At 35.5% G+C, this 20,018-nt stretch carries 24 protein-coding genes; 12 read left to right on the top strand and 12 right to left on the bottom strand.

Annotation, left to right across the window (positions count from 1 at the left end):
* Window positions 1-675: 675 nt before the first annotated feature.
* Window positions 676-798, top strand: a complete 123-nt coding sequence (locus B3D94_RS17850) for a YjcZ family sporulation protein (RefSeq protein ID WP_080709324.1) — start codon at window positions 676-678, stop codon at window positions 796-798.
* 201 nt (window positions 799-999) lie between these two features.
* Here B3D94_RS17850 and B3D94_RS17845 read toward each other — a convergent pair whose 3' ends face one another.
* The 4 genes from B3D94_RS17845 to B3D94_RS17830 form a co-directional block, all read right to left on the bottom strand.
* Entirely contained in the window at window positions 1,000-1,227 is a 228-nt protein-coding gene (locus B3D94_RS17845; protein WP_069481122.1) for a hypothetical protein, read from the bottom strand.
* A 198-nt stretch (window positions 1,228-1,425) separates the two neighbouring features.
* On the bottom strand, window positions 1,426-1,626 hold the full coding sequence (locus B3D94_RS17840) for a cold-shock protein (RefSeq protein ID WP_008175097.1): 201 nt from the start codon (window positions 1,624-1,626) through the stop codon (window positions 1,426-1,428).
* A 303-nt stretch (window positions 1,627-1,929) separates the two neighbouring features.
* Window positions 1,930-2,490, bottom strand: coding sequence for a DUF4256 domain-containing protein (locus B3D94_RS17835; RefSeq protein WP_069481121.1), 561 nt, complete (start codon window positions 2,488-2,490; stop codon window positions 1,930-1,932).
* Between the two features lies 1 nt (window position 2,491).
* Complete coding sequence (locus tag B3D94_RS17830; protein ID WP_069481120.1) at window positions 2,492-2,794, bottom strand: RNA polymerase alpha subunit C-terminal domain-containing protein; 303 nt, start codon at window positions 2,792-2,794, stop codon at window positions 2,492-2,494.
* A gap of 421 nt (window positions 2,795-3,215) precedes the next feature.
* Between B3D94_RS17830 and B3D94_RS17825 the strand changes: the two genes are divergently transcribed.
* Together B3D94_RS17825 and B3D94_RS17820 are read left to right on the top strand one after the other, a co-directional pair.
* Window positions 3,216-4,199 carry an AraC family transcriptional regulator gene (locus tag B3D94_RS17825; protein ID WP_291760647.1) on the top strand — a complete coding sequence of 328 codons (984 nt, stop codon included), beginning with the start codon at window positions 3,216-3,218 and terminating at the stop codon, window positions 4,197-4,199.
* Between the two features lie 30 nt (window positions 4,200-4,229).
* Window positions 4,230-5,024: an SDR family NAD(P)-dependent oxidoreductase gene (locus B3D94_RS17820; RefSeq protein WP_069481119.1), complete on the top strand. Its 795-nt coding sequence runs from the start codon at window positions 4,230-4,232 to the stop codon at window positions 5,022-5,024.
* A 198-nt stretch (window positions 5,025-5,222) separates the two neighbouring features.
* On the opposite strand, the gene B3D94_RS17815 is transcribed toward B3D94_RS17820, so the two are convergent.
* Window positions 5,223-8,441 (bottom strand): collagenase, encoded by a 3,219-nt coding sequence (locus tag B3D94_RS17815; protein ID WP_291760644.1) that lies wholly within the window; start codon window positions 8,439-8,441, stop codon window positions 5,223-5,225.
* Window positions 8,442-8,829: 388 nt separating this feature from the next.
* Between B3D94_RS17815 and B3D94_RS17810 the strand changes: the two genes are divergently transcribed.
* A complete protein-coding gene (locus B3D94_RS17810) occupies window positions 8,830-8,994 on the top strand; it encodes a YjcZ family sporulation protein (RefSeq protein WP_083244657.1) in 165 nt (54 codons plus the stop codon).
* 101 nt (window positions 8,995-9,095) lie between these two features.
* On the top strand, window positions 9,096-9,323 hold the full coding sequence (locus B3D94_RS17805) for a hypothetical protein (protein WP_254664259.1): 228 nt from the start codon (window positions 9,096-9,098) through the stop codon (window positions 9,321-9,323).
* Between the two features lie 744 nt (window positions 9,324-10,067).
* On the opposite strand, the gene B3D94_RS17800 is transcribed toward B3D94_RS17805, so the two are convergent.
* Both B3D94_RS17800 and B3D94_RS17795 read right to left on the bottom strand, forming a co-directional pair.
* Complete coding sequence (locus B3D94_RS17800; RefSeq protein WP_031419964.1) at window positions 10,068-10,265, bottom strand: hypothetical protein; 198 nt, start codon at window positions 10,263-10,265, stop codon at window positions 10,068-10,070.
* 9 nt (window positions 10,266-10,274) lie between these two features.
* On the bottom strand, window positions 10,275-10,970 hold the full coding sequence (locus tag B3D94_RS17795; protein ID WP_291758824.1) for a hypothetical protein: 696 nt from the start codon (window positions 10,968-10,970) through the stop codon (window positions 10,275-10,277).
* A 330-nt stretch (window positions 10,971-11,300) separates the two neighbouring features.
* Here B3D94_RS17795 and B3D94_RS17790 point away from each other — a divergent pair, with 330 nt between their 5' ends.
* Window positions 11,301-11,771, top strand: coding sequence for a DinB family protein (locus B3D94_RS17790; protein ID WP_291758821.1), 471 nt, complete (start codon window positions 11,301-11,303; stop codon window positions 11,769-11,771).
* A gap of 35 nt (window positions 11,772-11,806) precedes the next feature.
* Here B3D94_RS17790 and B3D94_RS17785 read toward each other — a convergent pair whose 3' ends face one another.
* The gene (locus tag B3D94_RS17785; protein ID WP_291758818.1) at window positions 11,807-12,427 is read right to left on the bottom strand and encodes an HAD family hydrolase; all 621 of its coding nucleotides are present in this window, start codon (window positions 12,425-12,427) and stop codon (window positions 11,807-11,809) included.
* Between the two features lie 16 nt (window positions 12,428-12,443).
* The gene (locus tag B3D94_RS17780) at window positions 12,444-12,842 is read right to left on the bottom strand and encodes a pyrimidine dimer DNA glycosylase/endonuclease V (RefSeq protein ID WP_069481115.1); all 399 of its coding nucleotides are present in this window, start codon (window positions 12,840-12,842) and stop codon (window positions 12,444-12,446) included.
* A gap of 78 nt (window positions 12,843-12,920) precedes the next feature.
* Here B3D94_RS17780 and B3D94_RS17775 point away from each other — a divergent pair, with 78 nt between their 5' ends.
* Window positions 12,921-13,382, top strand: coding sequence for a GNAT family N-acetyltransferase (locus B3D94_RS17775; RefSeq protein WP_069481114.1), 462 nt, complete (start codon window positions 12,921-12,923; stop codon window positions 13,380-13,382).
* 91 nt (window positions 13,383-13,473) lie between these two features.
* Here the strand turns inward: B3D94_RS17775 and B3D94_RS17770 are convergent, their stop codons facing one another.
* From B3D94_RS17770 to B3D94_RS17760, 3 genes are all read right to left on the bottom strand, one after another.
* Window positions 13,474-14,241, bottom strand: a complete 768-nt coding sequence (locus B3D94_RS17770) for a copper amine oxidase N-terminal domain-containing protein (protein ID WP_291758814.1) — start codon at window positions 14,239-14,241, stop codon at window positions 13,474-13,476.
* A gap of 177 nt (window positions 14,242-14,418) precedes the next feature.
* Window positions 14,419-16,191: an oleate hydratase gene (locus tag B3D94_RS17765; protein ID WP_291758811.1), complete on the bottom strand. Its 1,773-nt coding sequence runs from the start codon at window positions 16,189-16,191 to the stop codon at window positions 14,419-14,421.
* Between the two features lie 300 nt (window positions 16,192-16,491).
* A complete protein-coding gene (locus tag B3D94_RS17760; protein WP_291760639.1) occupies window positions 16,492-16,746 on the bottom strand; it encodes a hypothetical protein in 255 nt (84 codons plus the stop codon).
* Window positions 16,747-16,894: 148 nt separating this feature from the next.
* On the opposite strand from B3D94_RS17760, the gene B3D94_RS17755 reads away from it, so the two are divergent.
* The 5 genes from B3D94_RS17755 to B3D94_RS17735 all read left to right on the top strand — a co-directional run bounded on the left by B3D94_RS17755 (window position 16,895) and on the right by B3D94_RS17735 (window position 19,950).
* Window positions 16,895-17,347: a CBO0543 family protein gene (locus B3D94_RS17755; RefSeq protein ID WP_349679804.1), complete on the top strand. Its 453-nt coding sequence runs from the start codon at window positions 16,895-16,897 to the stop codon at window positions 17,345-17,347.
* 276 nt (window positions 17,348-17,623) lie between these two features.
* Complete coding sequence (locus B3D94_RS17750) at window positions 17,624-17,932, top strand: hypothetical protein (RefSeq protein ID WP_069481109.1); 309 nt, start codon at window positions 17,624-17,626, stop codon at window positions 17,930-17,932.
* A 108-nt stretch (window positions 17,933-18,040) separates the two neighbouring features.
* Entirely contained in the window at window positions 18,041-18,235 is a 195-nt protein-coding gene (locus tag B3D94_RS17745; RefSeq protein ID WP_258268520.1) for a hypothetical protein, read from the top strand.
* A gap of 216 nt (window positions 18,236-18,451) precedes the next feature.
* Window positions 18,452-18,877, top strand: coding sequence for a GNAT family N-acetyltransferase (locus tag B3D94_RS17740; protein ID WP_069483323.1), 426 nt, complete (start codon window positions 18,452-18,454; stop codon window positions 18,875-18,877).
* A 113-nt stretch (window positions 18,878-18,990) separates the two neighbouring features.
* Window positions 18,991-19,950: a bile acid:sodium symporter family protein gene (locus tag B3D94_RS17735; protein WP_291758804.1), complete on the top strand. Its 960-nt coding sequence runs from the start codon at window positions 18,991-18,993 to the stop codon at window positions 19,948-19,950.
* Window positions 19,951-20,018: the final 68 nt, after the last annotated feature.

The following is a 20,018-nucleotide window of genomic DNA, read 5'->3' as shown; positions in this document are numbered from 1 at the left end:
TCCTATAGTATACTTATAATTACTTAATATTCCAATATTAGGTCAAATAAAAGCCATATTCTTCCTTTCGGCATTCTTCATCAGCGTGTATTTTTAAAAGTTCCCAAAATAGAATATAGTCCTATAAAAATGAAAGGATGTGGTGAATCATTAGTGCGCATGACTATAAAAAGTATAAAATTTATCCTAAATCAGAAAGATTTACTGCTGTTTTTTTATTAGTTTCTGTATTAGTTTGGGGAATTTATGATCGGATTACGACTGGGGAGATTGGGGCACCGTGGTATATAATCATTTTCACTTCTGTATTTAATACCATCATAAGAACATATTATGCAAGAAAAGAAAAAAGGACAAAAACTAATATGTAATGATGATTTATATGTATGTAGTTCCTTTCAAAAGCAGGTGCTCGTGCGCTTGCATTTTTTTTGATCCTGGATTTTTCATGAAGCTTATAAATGTTCTTCAATTGCTTTGTGCCTGTTAAAAATGCCCTACACTCCTTCCACTTCATAATTCAAAAAGTCATTTGTTTCCCACTGAATTAAATTCAATTCTGTACCTTCTTGACATAAAATTTTTCACTTTTTTCTGATGTTTCCTATGACATTTATCGCTAATCATCTTGTTAGGCATACATATTATAAAATTATCGAAAGGAGGTTTATCATTATGTCTGGATACTATGGTGGTAACGGTGGAGGCTACGGGAATGGTACAGGGTTTGCACTTCTCGTTGTTCTATTCATTCTTCTCATAATCGTTGGAGCTGCTTTCCTGTATAATTCATATTAATATCATTAAAAGGGTTCAACCTATTAATCCGTCCCGTGAAAACAATAAATCCTCCAATACAGGTAATAACAATCATCTATACACCTATCTATTTTTAGAGTCACTTTCCGGTGACTCTTTTAATTTTTTCTTTCTCCCTATTTATATCGAACGACATGAAAAAAAGCCACTCCGACATGGGATGTGGCCTTCGACATAAAGTTAATCAAATTGTATAGTCTGTTGCACGATGGATACCTTATAAATATCTTTCGTATTTATTAATATCGATTTAAAATGTTCTGTTTCAGTAAAGGTATACCACGGTTTCTCATTGAACCCATTAGAAATTTCTTCTGTAAATGTTTCTTGTCCAATATTAGTCTTGATTTTATATTCTTCTTCGCGACTTTCGTTAAAGTGGAACTTCACTGTATATTCATAATCCATGAACCAACACCCCCCATCTATCTTTATCATGGGATAAATGGTGTGGAAGTAATCAAAAGAAATATAAATGTAATAAAATCCCATGCCATTGTAAGGGTTTTTATGTATAATCCATAGAAAAAAAACCAGGTACTCATTATAAATGAGCGCCTGGTTTTTTATTATTACCCGATAATGGGTATTGAAAGCATGCAAATATTAAAGTTTTACGATGTTTGCAGCTTGTGGTCCACGTTGACCATCTTCGATTGTGAATTCTACTTTTTGGCCTTCTTCAAGTGATTTGAAACCTTCACCTTGGATAGCTGAGAAGTGTGCGAAAACGTCTTGTCCGCCTTCTACTTCGATGAATCCAAAACCTTTTTCTGAGTTAAACCATTTTACTGTACCTTGTGTCATTTGAATGACCTCCATTAATTGTATTAAATAAAATCTTACATCTTTAAAGAAAAAATTCACATATTGCAAAAAGTATCAAAAAAACACGATTACTCTTTGTAATATGTGAATTCATTGTTTCTTTAGGACCGATTTTATTAATATCATTGTATAATAAAAAACCATATTTGTCTAGTACTAAGTAAAAAAATCCATAAACAATTATTTGGATCGTTATAGGTTTGCATGTATTTCTAAAAAAACTCAGGCAATCAAGTCCATTGATTACCTAAAGATAATTGTTTTTTCATGATTATTTTCCACTTAAATCTTTAGTGATCCTCGAAAACCTCTAGCTGCATAATAAGAATCTGCCCCATTATGATAGAGGAAAATTGTGTCGTAGCGACGATCACAGAAGATAGCACCGCCCAGTTTACGGATTTTTTCAGGGGTTTGAATCCAGCTTGATGTTTTTAAATCGAATTTACCTAGTTGCTGTAACTCTCGATATTGTTCTTCCGTTAAAAGCTCAATCCCCATGTCTGTTGCCATATCCATTGCGGTAGTTTCTGGTTTATGATTTTTTCTTGCTTCCCATGCTTCACGGTCATAACATACACTTCTGCGACCTTTTGGACTTTCTGCCGAACAATCATAAAATATATATTCATCCGTCTTTGGATGATAGTGAACGACATCCGGTTCTCCGCCAGTTGCTTCCATTTCATGGAGCGACCACAGTTTGTCCACATTCGCTTCCAGCTTAGCCTGTATATTTGTCCACTCAAGGCCTTCGTGGCGATTCATATTTTTCTCAAATCGAGCTTGCAATGTTTGCAATAGTTCCTCGCGTTGTTCAACTGATAATTCTTTATTTGTCATTTTAGTTTTCTCCCTCACCCTTAAATGATAGTCCCTCTTCTTCCAATGAAGCTCTCATCATGGGGATAGACGCTGGTCCAATTCCATGAATTTTTAATACATCTTTTTCGGTGTATTTGGCTAGTTCATGCAAGGTATCAATCCCCTCGTGAACTAAGGCATTTCTTGCAGGAGAACTCAGTTTTGAAAGAAAACCACTCGTAGGCTTATTTTCTTTATTGCAGGTCGGGCAGCTTGGACAATCTGTGCTTTTGTAAAAACTATGTCCTTTTTCGCAAAACCTTAAACGTTTTTCTGCTTTCACTATCATCCCTCCAGCATACATGCTATTAGTTTATTTTATCATATTTCACTACTCGCTCGATGTTTTCCATTCATAATAGTTCCTAATCGCTTGAAGGAGGAGCTCTACTCATCAATGTGACTAATAAGATAAAAATTCATTCAGGTGATAACGATGTTAAATAACGATAACACAATATTATTCAATACTATATCTTCATAATGTATCCTTTTAAATAAAGATTATTTTTGATAAAGAATGCCCCGTTTTAATTCAAAAAATTTTGGCGCCATTAGCAAGTTGGTAGTCAGCGTTTGCTAGTTACATGGCGTGATGAAAAAGATACTATATATACTGTTCCGTTTAAACGCAACATTTTATTGACAATTAATGAATAAAGGAGCCTGATACGTTGACGTTACATACCTCTACTCGTATTAAAATGCCGTTAGGATTTTGGGAGGGACTCCGTCAATTGGGGATAGCCCCCCACGATGTCATTCGAAAAGCACAATTACCTATCACATTGATTACTGAACCGACTTTTTCGCTAGCACAATATTACGCGATTTGGCAGGCATATGCCGATCACATTGACGACATGGCTAAAGGAATCATCCAACTGGCAACTAGCTTTGATAGCAATCATTACCCACCAACTGTCTTGGCGGCTTACCATGCACGTGATTATCGTGATGCTCTCAAGAGAATGGCACGCTACAAACAATTGTGCCCGCCTGAAAGCCTCCGTATTACTGAGGAGGGTGAGAATTGTACAATCGAGCTGCAATGGTCAGATAAGGAGCAATCGGGACCACCAATGCTAGTTGGCATCACACTGGCATTTCTTCTTGAGCTTGGTCGACGAGGAACGGGTAGACCTTTGACAGCAAAATGCGTTGAATTTTCACATTCAATGGGTGATATACAAACGCTTGAAGCCTATTTCGGTTGTCATATCCAGATAGGTGCACAACGGAACCAGTTGACGTTACATCGAGAGGATTTGGACCATCACTTTTCTTCATATAACTTAGAGTTATTAGAGATGCTGACTCCGCTTCTGGATCAATCATTGAGTGAGCACCAACATAGCCGTTCGCTTACTGAGACGGTCAAGTGGATGATGAAACGTAGCCTAACAGGAGGACGTCCAGACATTCAGACGGTTGCGAGCGAGTTAGGGATGAGCGATCGTACTTTACAGCGTCGGCTTTCAGACGAATGTACGAGCTTTAAGCATCTGTTAACAGAAGTTAGACATGAGCAGGCACAGGTATATTTAGCAGACCCCTCTCTTGATATTAAAGAGGTCGCCTTCTTAATTGGCTATGAAGATCAAAACTCGTTCTACCGCGCCTTCCGCCTTTGGGAAGGTGATACACCAGCAAATTGGCGTACTAAACATGTAGGAACAAATGTTTAAATTACTATAATAATAAAGGAGAAATATAGTATGGATATGGGGTTGAACAACAAAACAGCTTTAGTTACCGGATCAACGAGAGGTATAGGGAAAGCTATTGCTTTTGAGCTAGCCAAAGAAGGTGTTCATGTGCTCGTTAATGGGCGAAATAATGATGAGGTAGAACGAATTGTAAATGAAATAAAGTCAGCCTACCCATCTACTTATCCTCAAAATGCAACAGCCGATATTGCAGATAGCCTGCAAAGAGAAGCCTTATTCGAAAAGTATCCTCATATAGATATTTTAGTGAACAATATGGGTATTTATGAAATGATGTCATATGAAGATGTTGACGATGAGATATGGGAAAAATACTTCCGTACGAATGTTCTTGCAGCTAATGGGCTATGTAAATTTTACTTACCCAAAATGCTACAAAATGATTTTGGCCGCATTATTTTTATCGCGAGTGAGGAAGCCATTATGCCTTCCGGGCAAATGCCTCAATATTGTATGACAAAAACGATGCTTCTCTCTTTGTCAAAAAGCCTATCTCAATTAACAAAGGGAACAGAAGTTACCGTCAATACAATTATGCCTGGGCCAACACTTTCTGAGAATGTGTATGAAATCATTGATAGTATGTACCCTAATAAAGAGATGAGCTTTATAGAGAAAGAACATAAATTTATGACTACAAACCTTCCTCAATCGGAAATACAAAGATTTATCAAACCCATTGAAATTGGGCGAATCACTACATTTATTTGTAGTCCCTATGCTTCCGCATTTAAAGGCTCACCGATTCGTATGGATGGAGGTATGGTACCGACAATCTTTTAATATTTCGATCTCGTAAACATATAGCCGATCATTACTACTACAGCGAGGTCGAGCTGCCTACTTCATAAGTCGCCGCCTTCCGATTTTAGCTATTATATTGACATTAGCCATCAAGAATGACCTTCTCGATGGCTTTTGTCTACAGTTTGAGCGGCATTTTTATACTGATATACTGCGATTTGCTTTTCTATCCATTCATTACTGCACATGAACTGTGTATGTTCCGTTCTCATTCTCAAATTTATATACATATAAATAGTACTTTCCAGGCTCTGCATTCAATTTACCATTAATCATGTTTCCGTCTTCCTGTCCAAAAGACGCATAATTTTGGCTATCTGATTCATGATAAAGCACCCATGTCATGCCAATCCGGTTTTCATTTAAAACAGAAATATCTATTTCTTTTGGAGATGTAACATTGAATTCGTATACATCCGTATGATCATCATCCATTAAACTACCGTTTAGTGGTGTATTAAATGGAAGCATAGTGGCTTCTTCTGGACGATTGTTTGGTTCTACCTCAGTTTTTGTACCATTTTGTACTTGAACGGTATATGTCCCATTCTCATCATCAAATTTATAAACGTATAAATAATACTTTCCAGGTTCCGCACTCAACTTACCTTTGATTGTCTGTCCATCTTCCTGTCCATACGCTACATAGTTTTGCTTATCAGATTCATGATAAAGCACCCATGTCATGCCAATTTGATTTTCATTTACGACAGAAATATCTATTTCTTCAGGCGACGTAATGTCAAATTGATAGACATTTGTATCATTATCAATCAAGCTACCTTTTAGTGGTTTATTAAAGGGAATGATCGTCGCATGTTCTTGCTCTGTCTGTCCTCCTTTCCGTACAGTGGCAGTTGTTTGCCCTTTACTTTCTAATCCCTTGTTATTTTTCACTGTTAAGGTCACATTGTATGTTCCTTCTTTTTCGTATACATGAGTAGGATTTGCTTCTTCACTTGTTGTTCCATCACCAAAATCCCAAAGATAAGAAACTATTTCTCCATCCTTATCTTTTGACCCATCACTGTTAAACTGAATTTTTTCATTGGTGATGCCAGTATATGGACCATTTACTTGTACAATTGTCGCTTGGGTTTCTCCGTCATCAGTGGCAACGCCGTGGAAGACTACATCATACTCGAACTGGTTTGCCGCATTTACACGATAGTTGACAAAATACGCAGTCATTGTTTTATAGCCGCTCCACTCTTTTTGAGACAGTTGCTCCAGCACTTGGTTTACTTGCTTACTCATCGTTTTCCAATCTTGAGATTCACCCTGTGTTGCACTACCTACATACGTCCCCTCGAGTGTAAACGTATTAAAAAATTGAGACTGGTGTTTGGTCATGTTTGCATCTTTCACATGTGCAATATCGACAATTTCTTGCTGTACCTCGTTTAACGATTTTGGTTCATGCTGCATTAAATAATCTTCTGCTACTTGTGGCACCTCGTATGTTTCTTGGTTATCGATCAATTGCTGCATATACGCTTGATATTCCATATTCAACTGTGAATCTTTACTTAAAGTGTCACGATAGGCATCATAATTTTTCACATCGTTCGCGCGAATTAAATCTTGAATTCTATCAAACATATCGAATTGATGAGTATACATATAAGACTGTAATGCAAATGAATAATTATAAAAATCCCAGGAACCATATTTTGCAAACATTGTTTGTTCAGCTGTATAACGTTGTGATGGATCTTGTGACAACCCACTAATAATGCTCTTACGAGGCACAACGTCATTTGTACGTGTTGACCCAGCAAAAAACTCTGCATTTCCTTCCTGGAACCATGTTAGTCGCTCATTTTGGTACATATCACCTGTCCCGAATAGACCAGGCACCTCAAATCTGCCTTGTAAAAAGTGCGTATATTCATGACGGAACAGCTCTTCCAAGCTATAAATACTTTGCTCAGGTGTACGTTCATATGTAAAGAATGTTCCTGTCTCTTCAATATATATACCACCATTATTTGTTTCATATCCGTACAATTGACGGTTTAATCGATACTGATCGGGAGAGTTATAAATGACAACTGTTAAGACATCGTCAGCATTACCTGGCTCTAGTGCTTTATCATTCCCGATTACACGATGATACTGTGCCTTTACCTCTTTTGCAGCCCAGTATAATCTTTGAATTTTATCTTCCGCTACTTGATCTCCCGTTTTGAATACAATTGATCCATCATCAAATGTATATGTTTTCGGTAGATACTGTTTTTTTTCTTCTTCACGTACACTTTGTAAATCAACCGTATTTCCGTTTAAGTCATGTCCACCATAATTTGTAGTAATTTGCTCTACTGCCACAAAATAAGCTTCACTTAAATAGGGATACATATGCATCGCTTGTGTAACAACTTCTAAACCTTTATTCGGATTGCTATGGAACTGCCCTAAACGCCCTGCATAATAAATGCCATTATTGATTAACCAACTATTGCTATCCGTTACATTATGTATTAGAGCAATGCTATTAACTTCCTCTATGAAGCTATCAATCTTCCCATACCACATCGTTGTATTGGCCTCTTTACGAGCCTCATATAAATACGACTGCAAATCATAATCAATGCCGTGTATTAAATCGTAAATAGCTTGTCCTTTTGAATTCTCACTTTCATAGGTAGAAAGATTTTCATTATATTGTTTTAAAATCTTCGTAGCATGTTGAACGGTCTCCACATCACTAGATGCATTACCTATTAATTTCCCATAGGCAGATACTACTTTATCTTGCTCAGCTGTACCAAGTATAAAGTTTGGATTTTTGGCTATTTTATTTAATGCTGGTAAACACTTATCTTGGAAACTTCTCTCGTTTAAATAACCTAGTTCATTATTATAAAACGCTACATAAAATGCAGAACGAAGTACCTCAACAAATGTTTCGATACCCTTTGAATCATCTTTCGTAAACGAACTTCCTCTATTCCCTAATTCATTAATGATTACTTGCATGCGCTCTTCATTTTGATAAAAAGCTTTTGTGTCATCATTGAATTGGAATAAGTCTGTAATTTGGTACCAACGTATACTACCGAGCGTATGAATGAGCTCACGATCGTTCATTTTATTAAGCTCTGCCATCGAGTACTGCTCCTGTAATTGCTGTGTATGCGTGCGCTCTATAATGGGAGCTGGATGTTGTGAAAAATCTCCAATTTCTAAACGTTCTTCATAGGATAGTGTTTCTTCAGCCTTTGTCGAACGCACCATTTCATCTTTCGGCATTTCTATGCCAATAGGTTTCATTTGTAATACATTATATGGCGTTTTTTCTGCTGCAGATGCTTCCGCCTGTAACCCTCCTAACGAAATTGCCATTGTACTAACCCCAATTAACAACTGATTGAATGTAAATTTTTTCTTCATCATATATCCTCCTATAGTCCTGTGTAGATTTTTTGGTAATATAGTTATTATTTGGTACTATATTACCTATTTTAAAATAACATATTATGTAAAAATATCAACATTAAATGTTATATTTAGGAATATTTTCTTCTATATTTTGAACACTAAGACACATTTGATCGTTTCCTTATTAAAAAAAGAACCCGATATGCGGATTCTTTTCAAAAGGGAGCGATCATACAAGCTGAAAGAATACCCCTCTTTTCCTATTTGGCTCACTAGACAAGCAAGGAAATTCCCCTCTATTTATGATATTCTTGAAAATAAATAAGCTAGTATAGGGTAAATAACATTTCTTTATCCTCCCGACCTACATATTATAGGTTGTAGAAAGGGGGGATTTTCAATGGGTTACGGATACGGCGGAAATGTAGGTAATATGAACAATGGCGGCTGTTATTATGGCGGCGACAATGGTGGCAGCTATAACGGTTCATCTTTTGTATTAATCGTTGTTCTTTTCATTCTTTTAATTATCGTTGGCGCTAGTTTTATGAGTGGTGGATACTAATACTTCCCTTTAGCACCTAAAAATATCCCTTCAATATAATGAAAGGGTCACTTAAACCAGCCTAGTGATCCTTTTGCTTTTCAGAAAGGAGCGATTCGTTTTTGCAGCATTTTAAACCGAGCATCTTTATGAGAGTCATAAAAGGGTTCATTGGCTCTGCATTACTAACGATGGGTCTCATGTTCATCGTAATCACTGTAGACGACAAGCAATTCCTCCAAAATGTATTATTAAGAGTCATCGGCGTCAGCAGTATTTTTATAGGCATCCATTTATTACATAGACAATTTCATCCTCATTCATACAATAAACCAGGTACGCCTAAATAAAGGATGCCTGGTTTATTTTTACATTTATCCTAAAGGCGATAAATAGATCTGTTTTTTTATTGCGGGATCGTTATGATGGTCTATAAAACCTAGTTATCTTATCATATAAATAGTAATGTTAAGCGAAAACGTTTAACAAGGCACCTCCTGATTTGTTACTATGGGGCACTTTCAATGAGTGCCCCTCCCATTTTTCGGTCATTGAATACGCGAGATAAGAACGGTCTACTTCATTCATTTGGTTAATCGTTATTAACATTGAAAGTAAGCATAATAATATTGTTTTGTCATAACTAAAAAAAGTGAACATAATCAGTTGTAAATATAGTAGGTTTTTTGTTTTTGAGTAAATCCTCATCGATATAAGCTTAGGAATTTTTCCAGAACCATCAATAATGAAGCACAATATAATACAAATAAACAAAAAATCCCCTTATTAAACCAAAATATTCTATTAATTCGCTACCAAAAGGAAAGCGAAAATGGTAGCTCTATTTACGAATACATGCACTCCTAATATTATTTTGTGATTAGTGTTTAATTTATTATTGATTTTCATTGTTTTTGTTCTTTATTTCCTTCTTCGATATATAAAACATTATAAATCTTTAATTTGCATTTAATAGCTTCAGATAAAAATTTAAAGCCTGTGAATTTTTACTGTTCGTAAAAATTCACAGGCTTTTTAAGTAGAGATTGTTTTTCCCAACCCCTTTTATTCTCTTTATTAATTTAATAAATATATTACTCTCTTTTTGCATCTAATCGCCGACGAAATACTAAAGCTGCAACAGCGAATATAATGAATGCTATTGTTGAAGCAGCTGTAACCATCAGTACCACATTTCCAATTGGAGATTTGAATAACAACGCGACCGAGATGATTAAAACGGCCCCAGTTATACCCATTCCCAAAATCGAGATTGCCAAAACCTTATGCATCTATTCACCTCACAGGTAATTGAAACAAGCTACCGCTCCGGCAATACCACCGGCACCAATAACTGCATATGCACCAATACATGCAGCACATATCGCAGCAGTCACTGGTGTCGGTGTTGCACACGAACCACCACACGCAACTGCAATAATATATGCCGCCGTAGCACCAATACCAAGTACTGCACCAAGACAACTTGCCACTGCTCCTACACCCGTCGCTTCCATAACTGGCTCCTCTGCAAGCATCTCTTCATCTGTAATATATGCAAGCTCAGTATCCACAGAATTACTAAGTGATCCATCCAAATACGTCTCAACTCGGAAGTTTCCTAAATCATTCTTGGTAACCAACATTTCATTTGTTTGTAATACAGTATTATCCTCATCGAAGAATACTGTTATATTACTAGGAAGGCTATAATCCCCATGCAAAGGAACTGTAACAACCGTAACTCCACCACCAACAGTGTACACACTCGAACCTTCCAAATCAAAAACAGACACAGGAGCTACATTCTCAACTTCACCCTCCTTGACTGCTCGGAGCGTCGCATTTACCAGTTCCTTAGCAAGTTTGCCAGAAACTACAACAACACTCGAAGAATCCTTAGCTTGCACGGACATATCTTGAGCTGGGGAAAAACCTAAACAAAAAATAGTAAAGATCATTAATACTGGCAAAATTATTTTTTTCGCCTTCGACATAATAAAACCTCCTATTTTTGGTATTTTGTTACACACTTTATTAATTCAACACCCAATTGGAATATACCTTCTATAAAAAGTAATTTTTTACATTTAATCTTAAAAAGAATTATCTGTTGCTACTCTCAATCCTTAAAGATGTTGGGACAAAAAGAAAAAATGTTAGAATTGACAAGTCAATCAGATGATGAAGAAAAAAAGAGCGCAAACCAAGTTTATAGATTTTTTACATAAACAATTGAAAAATCGTCCCCTAGGTTGGTAGAAATAGCTTCCAACAGAACATATATTCGTGTATAATTTTATTATACTAGCGAATGGAGGAAGAATATGAACTCAATAGATGTACTTGTATTAAATTTCAAGGAAGTGCGTAGACGTAGTATTAAGCTTTGGACGTCAATCCCTCAAGAAAAGTTACTTTGGAAGCCCGATAATGAAGCAATGTCTTGCATCGAGATGATACGACATGTGCTTGAAAGTGAACATTATTACCACCAGGCGATTACAAATAAGGGTAGTCTAGCTAATTATGAATCACCATTTGAAAACCTTCCTTACACCACTGTAGAAGCCGAACTATTATTAGCAGCTCCCTATCGACTGGAATTTATGGAAATGGTTCAATCATTCGCTAATGAGGATTTGACAAGTATTCAAATTGACCGTTCAGATGTAGGATACATAAGAGATTTGGGAGATATGTTGCTGAGGATTGCCTACCATGAGTCAGTTCATACGGGGCAATTACTAGATTATTTACGAACAGCGCAAGTGACGATCCCGAATATTTGGGATTAATGATGAAAGGTGTATCACTAGTAGATACACCTTTTTTAAATGATCGTTAAAATATCAGTCGGTTCCTGTAAAACATAATCTGCCTCTTCATACCCCTTCGTCGTTTTTGCCCCCCACAGGGCAAGGGCAAATTTCGCTCCTGCTTGTTTTGCGCATTGCAGATCATAAACCGAATCCCCAATATAAATAGCATCTTCAGGGGCTACCTGTAATAATTCCAGACAGGTTAAAAGAGGCTCTGGGTGAGGTTTATGTTGCTCCGTATCACTGGCACTAATAATTTGCGTGAAATAATCACTCAACCCAAAAGGATCAAACTCATCTGTTACTTCTTGTCTTGTTTTCGATGTAACAATGCCGAGCTGTAATGGTTTACTTGCTAAAGATTGGATGACCGCTTCCAATTTGGGAAAGACCGAAACCTCCTGTGAAAAATCAAGAACAGCTGCAGACCATTTTTGATGAACCGTCTCTATATCATCAACGTTTAGCCGTTTTAAAGTGTCCTTTCCAGGAATACCTAGAGCAAACCGTAATTCATCCAAAGCATACTCTCTTTCTGTTTCCTCACGTAATGTCCTTTGCAGAGACTGTAATATCGCTTGTTCTGTATCCAAAATCGTCCCATCTACATCAAAAATTATCGCCTGTAGCATGACCATTCCACCTTCCCTATAAATGATTGTTGTTTACAAACATACATAATTGATGATACTTGTCCGCATCATAATCTTTCTGACCGCGTATATACTTCTCTTTTAAATTATAAAAACAAATTTCAAGATATTCCTTATTATGATGCTGCTTGAAAGGTGTTTTTGCCTCGACTGCCCCTAACTCCTCAAAGTATTTATTCATCTTTTCAAATGTTCTAATTTGATAGCCTCGCTTCTTCATTTCACCAATGACCATTTCCGTATAAATAAACAAGTCTTCTTTAGGATATTCGTATATATAATTAATGAGTATATGCTTATCTTCCTTGGCAAATATACTGTTTAATTCTCGCCATTGTGAAAGTAGCTGCCCTTTTGGTAGAAATGCTAGTAAATCCACATGCCATAATCTCATGCTCTCTCCCCTTTCTATTATTCATCCAATCATGTAAAATATTCCATATTAGTAAAACATAAATGGAGGTATATTACTATGGAAATAAAAATTGCCACACTTGATGCCATTCCACAAATCGAGGTGTTATACCAAGAGCTCTTTTTAGAAATGTCTATTCTACAACCTAAATATATCAGACCTACTAAACAAGATGTCAATTTTATTCGTTTTACAATTATCGAGGATGATTCCGATATTTTAATCGCTGAAAAAGAACATGAAATTGTAGGGTTTTTATTACTAAAGGAAATGACGACCCCTCGTTATACATGCATGGTCGAATACAAATACGCTTTTATTATTGATGTCATTGTTGGAAAGCGATATCAAAGTAAAGGGATTGGTACTGCCCTACTATTAGAAGCGAAAAAATGGGCTGATACTCGCAAATTGGACTATTTGGAGTTGAACGTTCTGTCTGGAAATAAAGGAGCTATAGCTTTATACGAAAGACTTGGGTTTAAGGATATGAATCATACGATGCGCTTTGAATTGTAGAGAACTCTCAAGCAATGTTGATTGATCAACTTTTTCTCAAAACAAAAAGTCGCCTATACGTAAGGGCGACTTTTTTGATGTTTATTTCGTTTTATGGCATTGGCTCATAAATATTTTCGCTCAAAGAACCTATTACCCATTGATTATTTCTCTTCGTTATTAAAATCTGCTGAGAAACGTAATTAGATTGATTAGGTACACGCTCGCTACGATAGATATACATATTTGTTTCTTTTGGATAATAATAATTATAACTTGTTGTATATTGAGACAAATCTGTATAGGTTACATTTCTCATAATTATTAAATTAATCATTTCATCAGTAAAGTACGGTTTTAAATATTGTCTTTTTTGAGCAACATTCGACAAATTTTTCACTTTGTTAATCGCCTCATCTAGCAGCTTATAGCCATCCCGATAAAACAGTGGTTGTGCATAAACAACGAACCTATTTTGCTCTGAATAGGAACTAGCCATCCGAGCTTTTTTATCCCAATACGTACTATGCCCTAATGCATCACCGATAAATCTAATTGGCAAAAAAACGCTTCCGTTTTCTAGAAGTAGTGAGACATCCATTTGAATTTGCTCATTATTGACTTTTAATACTTTTGAGCCAAGTGTCATTTTCATCACAGTCTTTTTAGTGATGACCGTAGCCGTTTTTGTAGCGTTATCCCAATTTACCTTAGCTTTTAGCTTTTCACCTACAGCTCGTATAGGCGCATAAAGTCTAGCATTCACGACTTTACCATTGTAGATTTCATAATCCTTTTCACTGGCATAGGCAGTACTTTGGACAGTTCCTACCTGTAATAAAACGACCAGCGCCAGTAAGCCACTCACTAATCTTTTCATGATTCCCCACTCTTTCATCTAGTCATTATCCGTGTCTAACATATCATATTTTTACTAAATTTAATAGTTTTATTGAATTTTGTTAAATCTTTCTAGGATTTAGATATATAAAAATAGACAAAGTCCCCTTAAAGACTTTGTCTATTGAGTGAGCTGATTTCAGCCAGTACCACTTGTCTATATTAATTTACTTTCTTTCAGTAAGTCATAAATAATCGTATCTTTTGTTTTGTGAATTCCTAATTTACCAATTTGTTTTAAAATAAATGGCGCATCAATATCTGTTAATTTTTTGCCATCTAGTAAGCGGGCAGTTGAAGCTAATAAAGTGCGAACATCAAAAGATGATGCAAATACTTCTGGAACTCCACGATCAATATTTAATAATTGATAGACTGCCTCCATCGCAGTTCTTACTGAATATTCAGTAGTAAAAACTGTATCTCTTGCGGTTTCACTAAAGTTGCCAATGAAGGCTAGATTAGCAGACCCTTTTGGCACAACTAGTGGACGATCCCCCATTGCTCTTGGCATGAAATAAGAGGTGATATAAGGCATATAGCATGGAATCGTATTACAAGAATTTTGTGCGATGTCTGGAATTTCATCAACTGGTACACCCATATGATATAACCACTCTTGTGCTATCTCAATACCTGAACATTCGGTAATGCTTTTTTTAATAAAATCACCTGGTTTATTTGATAGTAAACCATAAATCCAAACGACTAATTGGTCTTTTGGTTGATGTTTAAAGTGAGGTTGTCGATTTAACGTATAGCTTAGCATCCAATTAGAATCTGTAGCTGTGACAATGCCTCCAGTTACAACTTTGCCTGCATACGGGTCCCTTTTACTAATTTTTTCAATATAAGGAGCCACACGATCGTCTAAAGTCGTTAGAGTGGCGGAAACAAACCAGCTTTCTTCTGGAAGATTATCACAGAACTTTTCTGGTCGTCCAAAGTCAGTATCTTGAGCGGCGATGTTTTTCCACAGTGACCAGCTTCCACCTAATTCTTTATTTACCGGGGCTGGTGTATAATTATCCCCGTATGTTGTACTCTCCGTGATACTACCATTTGTCACAAACACCAATTCATTTTCTGTTAGCTCAATATTCTTTTTCTCACCATTTTTTCTTAAAACTAATGTATGAGCTATTTTTTTGTCGCCCACTTTATCTACCAAAACATTCTCTACTACTGTATTATATTGAAAATCAACATCATGACTTTCTAAATATTTTATCATCGGTAGCACTAATGATTCATACTGGTTATATTTCGTAAATTTCAATGCTGATAAATCTGGTAATCCACCAATATGGTGAATGAAACGCATAATATAACGGCGCATTTCCATTGCTGAATGCCACTTTTCAAAGGCAAACATAGTAGACCAATACAGCCAAAAGTTCGATTCAAAAAACTCTTCTGAGAAAACATCTGTGATTTTTATATCCTCTAACTTTTCCTCAGGCGTAAAGAATAACTTAATCATTTCCTCAGATGACTGATCCGATAAGGTGAACTTACCATCATCTTCAAGTCTTTGACCTCTATCTTTTATTAAACGACACTTTGAATAATTGGGGTCCTCTTTGTTTAACCAATAAAATTCATCTAAAACAGAAGCATTGTCTACTTCTAATGAAGGAATGGAACGGAATAAATCCCATAAGCATTCAAAATGATCTTCCATTTCTCGACCACCACGAATAATAAACCCTCTCGTCGGATTAAGGATGCCATCCAGACTACCTCCTGAAATATCTAACTCTTCGAGAATATGAATGTTCTCACCTTTCATTTGGCCATCACGAATTAAAAAACATGCTGCTGACAGCGAGGCTAGGCCCGAACCAATTAGATAAGCAGATTTTTCATCTACTCCCTCCGGTTTTTTAGGACGTGCGAAAGCTTCATAGTTACCATTGCTGTAATACATATTACCGCCTCCATATTTATTATTCCAATATAGAATAACATGTATTGCCACAGAAATGGTAAAACGAGCGAATGATTAACAAAATATTCAAATTCAAAAGAAAGCCCTCTACTCGAATCCCCCTATCATTGGACATGACAACTACTTGTATTTTTATAAGTGGATAATTAAGTATGAAAATTACGTTCCGTCCCTAGATCAATGACTTAAAAAGGAAAAAATAAATACATTAATTGGAACTCGAATTGCATAAATATTATACCGGAAAATCATTTATCGCATAATCTTGATTTTCCATAGTTAAAATTCCCTTTTATGTTTACCTAATTTTTCATTACCTCTTTTAAAATTGCCTGTCATTTTCGCTAATAGTAATTGAACTTCTATCGTCTGTTGTTCCGCTTCATGGATTTTTGCTAAAAGACGCTCAGCCTCGTTTTCCTTAACCACTTTAATTTGTTTCCCCTCATAATAAATAACGATAGTCCCTTTTTTGGTAATTTGATACGTAAAAGGATCCTCGCTTAATCGATTTCGTTTATCAATTCCACTCATTTGTTCAACTCCCATCCTCACTATTGTCCACCTTAATTAAAATATTTTTGACGTATAGTTACATCCCACATCATCAACATCTGTATGTTTCTACGGTTCCTCAGTAATACTAATAAAGATTAATTCGTTAGTAATGAAAGGGTAAAAAATGATTTTACATTTATTTTTAGTTTTTCTTATTCCATGGATTATCTGTCTCATGCATCTATACAAAAAAGATAAAATGTTGTTTTTTTTAGTGGCTCCATTTTTTAGTGTCGTTGCCTATCTCATGAATACTCTCGGCTTTTATTTCGATTTTTGGGAGGTGCTCCCTTTTCCCCAACAAAAAAGTTTTGCTACACTACCTTTTGATGTTGGCATATACCCTGTCTTATCCTGCTACTGTATCTACTTCATTAAAAAAATGAACAAACCTTTTTTGGTTCTATTATTAATGACTTTGCTCACCACTTTTTTAGAAGGGATATTTGTTTTCTTTGATAGGGTCATATACCGAAACGGATGGAATATTTATTTTACCTTTTTCTCCTATTTGCTCCCTTATTTATTTTTATATGGGTATTATAGATTTTTACTGAAAATAAGTGTCCTCAAATAATCTTCAATTTTCCTTCAATATAGTTTTTATTTCTACTGAAGAGGCAATCAACTAGATATACTACTTGAACTCATCATATATATAGTAGTGTTAAGCTAAACTAGTTTAACAACCTCCTGATTTGTTACTTAGGGTCACTTCTAACCAAAGTGACCCTTCATATGTTTAACATGACTTACATAAGTTAGCAGGAAGATTTAGTAAACTTAAAATTTACAATATATTGAAACATTTCCCTCTCTATTTCGTTTTCATGTTAAAAAGGAGGAAATGTTAATGATTAGTATGCTAAATGTGGGAAGCTTAGTCCTTGGATTCATAGCATTATTGTTACCCATTGCTATTCTTTCAGCTACTTCGAAACAAATCCAAAATTATAGATTAATGATAAGCATATTAAGTCTAAGTGCTTGTGCCATTTCGATAAGTTTCCAATTATTTTACAATTTTTATCTTGTGAAGATTGAGGATTGGAGTGCTCTTATGGATATCACAAGAAGTTCCGTACTGGCTGTCCTATTCTTATTAGTTAGTACGATCCTATTAAATATCCTCGTTCTTATCTTTAAACGAAATGAAGTATAAAACCGAATACCGTAGTAACTCTGTTATGGGGCTACTACGTATTTCGTATTATTTTCCCTCTCTCACTTCTATAAATTCAAATAGTTTTTTATAAAAGGAGGTAGATGAATGTCAAAAATACCGATTTATATAAAGTTGCTAATTAGTATTGGGATGATTATTATCCTCATTTCGCTGTTTCTGTTAAAGGATCATCCCTATTATTTATGGCTAAGATGGACAGGCAATATCTTATTAATTGTCGGTATTGTACGGATTCCTTTTACGAAGGAAACTGATAAAAGACAAATCAATATTCGATAAATCCCTTGGACTTGCAGGGAAATTTCAACCTTCACGAACAGTCCCCTTCCATTTTGAAAGGCTGTTTGACTGAATAATTTGCTATACTATAGAAAAATATCACATTGGAATGAGTGATTACATGTTATTGTATATGTCATGGAGCTATGTCATGAAGATTATAAAATAAGAAATGGGAAGGAGCGTGATAAAAAATTATAGAGGAGCTATGAAATGATGCAAATGAGACAAGCGACAAGTCATGACTATGATGGTATTTTAAAACTTTGGGAACAATCCGTATTAGCGACACATGATTTTCTAAAGCAAGAGGATTTACAGGCGATAAAGAAGGAAATCCCTTCATATTTTCCCCATCTTAATGTCCAGCTATGGTATATAGATACAGCTTTTATAGGGTTTTCAGCCATACAACATCAACATGTAGAAATGTTGTTTTTAAATCCTCATGAAATTGGAAAAGGATATGGCAAACAAATCATTCAACAACTTATCCAAAATTTTGATGTCCAATCGGTTGATGTTAATAAAGACAATGAATACGCGAAAATATTTTACGTAAAAAATGGATTTTCCATTATCGGTGAATCTCCAATGGATGGTCAAGGTCGTCCTTATCCCATACTTCATTTACAGCGATAGTCATTTTCGAGCAGAAGTAAACCTTCTGCTTTTTTATTTGCCTATCCTCCCCCTATTCTTATTGTTATTATTATAATAAGGGTATAAAATCAGATGAAAAAGAAGGTCTTTTGATGTTAGAAAAATTAAATGTATTTCTCCAGAAATACATTGCGATCTTAACACCATTAAGTTTAATTTTAGGTGTATTATTAGAAAGCATAGGACAAAGTTTATTATTCCTCGTATCATGGCTATTTGCATTCATGACATTTTCAGGAAGCCTACATATGAAATTTAAAGATGTAAAAATCTTTGTGAAGCATCCCGGACTTATTATCTTCTCCATTATTTTTCTTCACCTATTAATGCCGTTATGGGCGTATTTCTTATCCACTGTTATCTTTGACGACCATTTGTTAACGGTCGGCTTTGTTTTAGCGGTTGCACTTCCAACAGGCGTTACAAGTGTTATTTGGATCAATATTTGCAAAGGAAACTTACCGTTAGGCTTATCGATAATTTTAATCGATACGTTACTTTCTCCATTCATTCTCCCTTTCATTCTCTTCTTTGTATCGGGTGAAAAAATTGAATTAGACGTACTATCGCTTATACTTAACTTACTATTAATGATTGTCTTGCCGACGATTATAGGTATATTGATGAATGAATGGTCAAAGGGAGAAATACCAAAGAAAATTGGAAAGAAGCTTGCGCCTTTTTCAAAGCTATGTTTATTTGCCGTCATTTTAATTAATAGCAGTGCAATCGCTCCATACTTGAAAGATTTTAATTTACACCTATTGTTCGTTATATTATTAGTGTTTCTGATTGCTGTATCAGGCTATGTTTTCGCCTTTTTCATAGGTCGCTATCTGTTAAAAGACTATTCACATATGGCTACCTTTGTCTATACTGGAGGTATGAGAAATATTGCTGTTGGGGTCATTGTTGCTACAACATACTTCCCAGGTAAAGTAGCAATGCCTGTCGTGTTTGGCATGTTATTTCAACAAGTGCTTGCTTCAATCTTTAGTAAAATGGTGATAAAAAGAACCGCTTTGATGGATAACAATCAAGTTTCGCATTAGGACATGATCACAGCTATTTCTGTTTATGGAATAGGAGCTATTTTAGTTTTATTGGTGCCACTCCTCTT

The sequence above is a fragment of the Lysinibacillus sp. UBA5990 genome (assembly GCF_002429815.1).
In the GTDB taxonomy this organism is placed as follows: domain Bacteria; phylum Bacillota; class Bacilli; order Bacillales_A; family Planococcaceae; genus Lysinibacillus; species Lysinibacillus fusiformis.
This window is presented reverse-complemented; position numbering and strand designations above follow the sequence as displayed.

Coding starts and splice junctions, on each gene's coding strand:
- B3D94_RS17850 (WP_080709324.1), top strand. CDS start 676: ATGTCTGGATACTATGGTGGTAACGGTGGAGGCTACGGGAATGGTACA.
- B3D94_RS17845 (WP_069481122.1), bottom strand. CDS start 1,227: ATGGATTATGAATATACAGTGAAGTTCCACTTTAACGAAAGTCGCGAA.
- B3D94_RS17840 (WP_008175097.1), bottom strand. CDS start 1,626: ATGACACAAGGTACAGTAAAATGGTTTAACTCAGAAAAAGGTTTTGGA.
- B3D94_RS17835 (WP_069481121.1), bottom strand. CDS start 2,490: ATGACAAATAAAGAATTATCAGTTGAACAACGCGAGGAACTATTGCAA.
- B3D94_RS17825 (WP_291760647.1), top strand. CDS start 3,216: ATGCCGTTAGGATTTTGGGAGGGACTCCGTCAATTGGGGATAGCCCCC.
- B3D94_RS17820 (WP_069481119.1), top strand. CDS start 4,230: ATGGATATGGGGTTGAACAACAAAACAGCTTTAGTTACCGGATCAACG.
- B3D94_RS17815 (WP_291760644.1), bottom strand. CDS start 8,441: ATGAAGAAAAAATTTACATTCAATCAGTTGTTAATTGGGGTTAGTACA.
- B3D94_RS17810 (WP_083244657.1), top strand. CDS start 8,830: ATGGGTTACGGATACGGCGGAAATGTAGGTAATATGAACAATGGCGGC.
- B3D94_RS17800 (WP_031419964.1), bottom strand. CDS start 10,265: ATGCATAAGGTTTTGGCAATCTCGATTTTGGGAATGGGTATAACTGGG.
- B3D94_RS17795 (WP_291758824.1), bottom strand. CDS start 10,970: ATGTCGAAGGCGAAAAAAATAATTTTGCCAGTATTAATGATCTTTACT.
- B3D94_RS17790 (WP_291758821.1), top strand. CDS start 11,301: ATGAACTCAATAGATGTACTTGTATTAAATTTCAAGGAAGTGCGTAGA.
- B3D94_RS17785 (WP_291758818.1), bottom strand. CDS start 12,427: ATGCTACAGGCGATAATTTTTGATGTAGATGGGACGATTTTGGATACA.
- B3D94_RS17780 (WP_069481115.1), bottom strand. CDS start 12,842: ATGAGATTATGGCATGTGGATTTACTAGCATTTCTACCAAAAGGGCAG.
- B3D94_RS17775 (WP_069481114.1), top strand. CDS start 12,921: ATGGAAATAAAAATTGCCACACTTGATGCCATTCCACAAATCGAGGTG.
- B3D94_RS17770 (WP_291758814.1), bottom strand. CDS start 14,241: ATGAAAAGATTAGTGAGTGGCTTACTGGCGCTGGTCGTTTTATTACAG.
- B3D94_RS17765 (WP_291758811.1), bottom strand. CDS start 16,191: ATGTATTACAGCAATGGTAACTATGAAGCTTTCGCACGTCCTAAAAAA.
- B3D94_RS17760 (WP_291760639.1), bottom strand. CDS start 16,746: ATGAGTGGAATTGATAAACGAAATCGATTAAGCGAGGATCCTTTTACG.
- B3D94_RS17755 (WP_349679804.1), top strand. CDS start 16,895: ATGATTTTACATTTATTTTTAGTTTTTCTTATTCCATGGATTATCTGT.
- B3D94_RS17750 (WP_069481109.1), top strand. CDS start 17,624: ATGATTAGTATGCTAAATGTGGGAAGCTTAGTCCTTGGATTCATAGCA.
- B3D94_RS17745 (WP_258268520.1), top strand. CDS start 18,041: ATGTCAAAAATACCGATTTATATAAAGTTGCTAATTAGTATTGGGATG.
- B3D94_RS17740 (WP_069483323.1), top strand. CDS start 18,452: ATGCAAATGAGACAAGCGACAAGTCATGACTATGATGGTATTTTAAAA.
- B3D94_RS17735 (WP_291758804.1), top strand. CDS start 18,991: ATGTTAGAAAAATTAAATGTATTTCTCCAGAAATACATTGCGATCTTA.